The organism is Commensalibacter sp. A3DC (assembly GCF_047307945.1).
GTDB lineage: Bacteria > Pseudomonadota > Alphaproteobacteria > Acetobacterales > Acetobacteraceae > Commensalibacter > Commensalibacter melissae.
This window is the reverse complement of sequence record NZ_JAXOQA010000093.1, coordinates 1-5,078: the sequence shown is the minus strand read 5'-3', so window position 1 is coordinate 5,078 and position 5,078 is coordinate 1. Positions and strand designations below refer to the sequence as shown.

Annotated in this window: 4 protein-coding genes; 3 read left to right on the top strand and 1 reads right to left on the bottom strand. The window is 36.1% G+C overall.

The genetic code is table 11. The features are described 5' to 3' along the window. From U0839_RS08390 to tgt, 3 genes are all read left to right on the top strand, one after another. The coding region (locus U0839_RS08390) for a hypothetical protein (RefSeq protein ID WP_413550468.1) at positions 1-1,053 on the top strand (1,053 nt) is incomplete at its 5' end. Between the two features lie 87 nt (positions 1,054-1,140). After that, positions 1,141-2,193, top strand: a complete 1,053-nt coding sequence (queA, locus tag U0839_RS08385) for a tRNA preQ1(34) S-adenosylmethionine ribosyltransferase-isomerase QueA (protein WP_155565146.1) — start codon at positions 1,141-1,143, stop codon at positions 2,191-2,193. Between the two features lie 453 nt (positions 2,194-2,646). Then, positions 2,647-3,789, top strand: a complete 1,143-nt coding sequence (gene tgt, locus U0839_RS08380; protein ID WP_155565145.1) for a tRNA guanosine(34) transglycosylase Tgt — start codon at positions 2,647-2,649, stop codon at positions 3,787-3,789. 173 nt (positions 3,790-3,962) lie between these two features. Here the strand turns inward: tgt and U0839_RS08375 are convergent, their stop codons facing one another. Beyond that, on the bottom strand, positions 3,963-5,069 hold the full coding sequence (locus tag U0839_RS08375; RefSeq protein ID WP_413550466.1) for an AAA family ATPase: 1,107 nt from the start codon (positions 5,067-5,069) through the stop codon (positions 3,963-3,965). Positions 5,070-5,078: the final 9 nt, after the last annotated feature.

Here is a 5,078-nt window from a genome sequence, read left to right as displayed (position 1 = left end):
CTTTTTTTATCCCTAATATTTACTGCATCCCTGATAATCAAAACCCACGGTTTCCGTTCTGGAGACGCGGATGCTTTTTATATATTTTGTCAAGTTATGGTTGTAATCGCCCTAGCAAGTAAAAATGATACCCGACATATTACACTTGCGGCTTTTTTTTCTGCCTTGGCTTTTTTAACAAAAAGCTGGCATGCTCTTTTTATGGCTATTCCCTATTTTATTGCTTACGGTTATTTATTCAAAAACAAACAGCTTTCAATAAAATCATTTACCTTTCCCATAATCGTTTTTTTTTCACCTATTTTAATCTGGCTAGCATTACGTTATCCCTATGACAAGTTCGATTTTATCAAGGAAATGTACCGCTATGACCTTATAGCCAGAGCCTCTGACCGTATTACAGGTCATTACCATTCCATCTGGTATTTTTTTAATCAGCTTGTGGATCATTTTAGTCTGATCACCATAATTTTCATTTTCGCCTTGATTTATTCTTTTTCATTTAGAAAATGGAAAATGTTTTCATATGATATTTTAATTATTCTTTCTGCAATCCTGTCAAGTTTTCTGATCTTCAGTCTCGCCAAAACAAGACTGGCCCATTACAGTTATACCCATATAATTTTGATCTGTATCATCAGTGCCATTTTAATTGGGCGTGATGTTAATTATTATACAAAATTACTAACCTTATTATTAGCAATCATTGCATTAATCTATAATATGATTACCTTGCATCAATTTTCGAAAAATAAGTTACCTGCCTATTACGATCAATTACAAAAAAACGCTTTCCCTCTAACCAGCGCCATTTTCACGCCACATGAGATAACACAGGCGGAAAGATTATCCTTTATGGTTATGGGTAATTTTAATAATGATACGATTAAACAAGGGAAACCAGTAAAGAATTCATTGGCTTATTATCGCGTTGGAGCAAAAGATAATCCCGATGTGACAGGATGCCGTATTTTAACTGAAGAAAAAACATTAAATGATATACGTTATGAAGACGATACAGTTCGTTTGTACACTTGCCAAGAGAACCAATAATTCTTATCTCTTGATCTTTCTAACCGATATATACATTTAATAAATGTATATTCTCAACATTTTTTAATGGCCCAACCATAATAATCCATGACTGATCTTACTGCAGATTTTGATTTCAAGCTTCCTGAACATTGCATTGCCCAGCATCCGGCCCGTCCCAGAGAGGCTGCCAAACTTCTTTACATTCCATCAAAATCGGGAAAATTTCAGGATAAAACAATACGGGATTTACCCTGTTATTTTCAAAAAGGTGATATCTTGATTGCCAATGATACAAAGGTCATTCCCGCCAAATTATTCGCACAAAGGGGTATGGCTCACATTGGCATTACACTTGATCGACCGATGGGAGATGGTACTTGGCATGTATTGATCAAAAACAGTAAACGTTTAAAGAAACAAGACCGCCTTGATTTTCCAGATAAAAAATGTTTTGCCACAGTGGTAAAACTTGAAACAGGTGGTGGTGCGTTTATCCGTTTTAATCTTGAGGGTAATGAATTTGATAAATGGCTTAATACATCTGGTCAATTGGCGCTACCTCCCTATATTCGTCGTCCCAATGGACCAACTGGAAGGGATGAGCTGGATTATTACACAATATTTTCACAAAATCCTGGTGCAGTTGCCGCTCCTACAGCCGGATTGCATTTTACAGAAGAATTATTAACCCAGCTTGATCATAAAGGTGTTGAACGGCTGGCCCTTACTCTACATGTGGGTGCTGGAACATTTTTACCAGTGCGAAGTGAGAACATCAATGACCACCATATGCATGCAGAATATGGCGTGCTCAGTCCAGAAAACGCTGAACGATTGAATCAAGCTAAAGTTGAAAAAAGACGTATTATCGCGGTGGGAACAACAACCTTGCGATTATTGGAAAGTGCAATTGATCGACAAGGAATATTTCACCCTTTTCAACAGGAAACATCCATTTTTATACGTCCGGGTCATCAATTCAGATCCATCGATATCTTGATGACTAATTTTCATTTACCCAGATCCACATTATTTATGCTGGTTTGCGCTTTTGGTGGAACAGAAAAAATGCGTCAAGCCTATGAACATGCTATTCGAAACAATTATCGTTTTTATTCTTACGGGGATGCATGTATTATTGAAAAAGAATTTTTATAATAAACAAAGTATTTTAATTTCTTGAGTTATAACAACCCTGTCATTTTAAATAAATGAAACATTTTCAGGTTTCATGCAAGATAAATTATCATAGGGATTTTTCTGGGAGAAATTAAGAAACTGATTCTGTTTTTTCTGGATAGAACCAACAACAACCATATCTTCTGCAATACTTTGATTTATTACTGAATGAATATTAACTATATTAAATACCTATCTCTAAATACAATATTTATCAATTATAATGTTAAAATATTCAGGTTTTTCGAAAACTTGTAAGAATTTCAAAGAATATAATCACTTTATTTATCATTTTATTAATGATCACTATCCCCCAGATTATGATAAATTTTCAATATCCATGATAATTAGATAATTTTTTAATCTTCCTTTTCATAGAATAAATTTATATAACATCAATAAATTGACCTTTTATAATTTGACACACCAATCATGACATCGTTAAAATTCCATTGGACACAACAAGCTCAAGATCATAAAGCCCGTGCGGGAATATTACATACCGCTCATGGCGACGTAATCACGCCAACCTTCATGCCTGTAGGAACAGTGGGAACAGTCAAAGCCATGACCATGGATGCTGTCCGTTCAACCGGAGCGGGAATAGTATTGGGAAACACCTATCATCTGATGCTTCGTCCAGGGGCGGAACTGATTCATGAACTGGGTGGATTACACAAATTTATGGATTGGTCTGGACCTATTTTGACAGATTCTGGCGGGTTTCAGGTTATGTCTCTGGGGGCCTTACGTAAACTGAACGAGGAAGGTGTTACCTTTCGTTCTCATATTGACGGATCCACATATAAATTGACACCAGAATCCTCGACGGATATTCAATATCTGCTTGATGCCACCATAACCATGTGTTTTGATGAATGTCCTGCACTTCCAGCCAGTCATGATACCATTGCCAACTCAATGCGTATGTCGATGCGTTGGGCGGAACGATCAAGAAAACGCTTCAAGACAAGACCTGGTTATGCTCAATTCGGCATTGTTCAGGGAGGTATTGAACCCGATTTAAGGATTGAAAGCGCGGAGGCATTAAACAAAATAGGATTTGAAGGTTATGCAATTGGCGGACTTGCTGTTGGTGAACCCCAAGAACAAATGTTTGAAACCCTTGATGTAACTATTCCCTATCTTCCATCAGACAAACCTCGTTATCTAATGGGTGTGGGAACGCCACAGGATATGTTGGGATCAGTTATGCGGGGGATTGACATGTTCGATTGTGTCATGCCAACAAGAGCGGGAAGAACCGGTCGTGCCTATACAAGCCGTGGAACACTTAATATGAAAAACGCCTGTCACATTCATGATCGGCGACCTATTGATCCAGAATGTGATTGCCTCGCCTGTTCAAAACACAGTCGTGCCTATATCCATCATCTTTTCCGCAGCAAGGAAATCCTTGGAGCAATGTTGCTAACCTGGCATAATCTTGCCTATTACCAAAGGCTAATGCGAACTATACATCAGGCTATCTTGGATCAAAATTTAGAAGAAAAAGCGACAGAATTGCATAATGACTGGAATAAAGGCGATTGGAAACTGGATGAATGGAATTGATTATAACTTCAATAATATAAACTAAAAATATTGCTTAAAGCTTTGTCTTGATACCCCTTGAAGACAAAATTATTGTTTAGATGAAGCACATTCCAAAATAGGTTCAATAATATCCCGCTCCATTTCTTTATAAAGTTTAGTATCAGGAGTAATAAGGGGACACATCGTATCTCTCATAAAGGTAATGTGATCATTTCCGCATCAAAATTAAAACGTTTTTTACCCTCTAAACTCCCTTCACACATGACAATAATTTCGGGAGCCAATTTTGTTTCCAAACCATCCAAAGCAACCGACATGAATTTCTGCCATACCACCCGATCAATCGGCGAAGGCCTTAACGTAACCGCTTGATCAAAGTCATGCTGGTCAAAATTAAGAAAAGCGACACTGCCTGGATCTTTAAGGGAAAGTTCTTTAGCCTTCATCATGACACCAAGTGAATGTGTCGTAATCCATAATTGCCCTTCACCTTTAATAAGATTATACATCTCTTCAATCACTTTACCCTGTAAATTGGTATGAATATGCACTTCAGGCTCGTCAATAAGAAATAAAGCACCTTGATATTCATCAAGATTAATAATTAGGTCTAATAATAAATCAAAGGCGGCTTTTTCCCCACTGGACAGGTTTTTATAATTATAATGATCTACAATTCCTTTTTTGAAGTAAAAGGTACCCTCTTCTAATGGTGATTTAATGTTGTTTAATATCAAATCACTAAATACATTTTGCACTGATTGTTGAAGTTTACCAATTAGTTCTTCTCTTAATTTTTTGATTGTTTTACTGTCATTGTCTTCTTCATATAACCTATCAATTGTTCTTTTTATGATTTTTTGGTAATTCAACTTAACACGTTGGTCATTTTCAATAAATGCCAAAGTATTATTGCCACCACTAGCTTCAAGAGTATTAACGGAAAAACCAGGGTCGTTACGGTATGCTGTCCTAAAATAAAATTTCGATTTATTACCATTTTGGTGTAAATATATTTCAATTTTACATATATCAAGATAATATTCAGAATGATTATCTATCTGTTCTATCATTGCCCTCTGTTTAAGAAAATACTCTTTTTGAGCTGAACTATTCATTTGATGAATTTTTTGTGAAAAATTCGATGACTGCCAATAATTAAATGCCTCAAACACTGATGATTTCGCACAACCATTCGGCCCTACCAAAACAACCATTTTTGCAGTTTCTGGAATCCCCTCAATTTTCAAGTCAGTAAAACGCTTGAAATTCCTGATTTGAATGTTTTTATTTTTCATTATCAACTA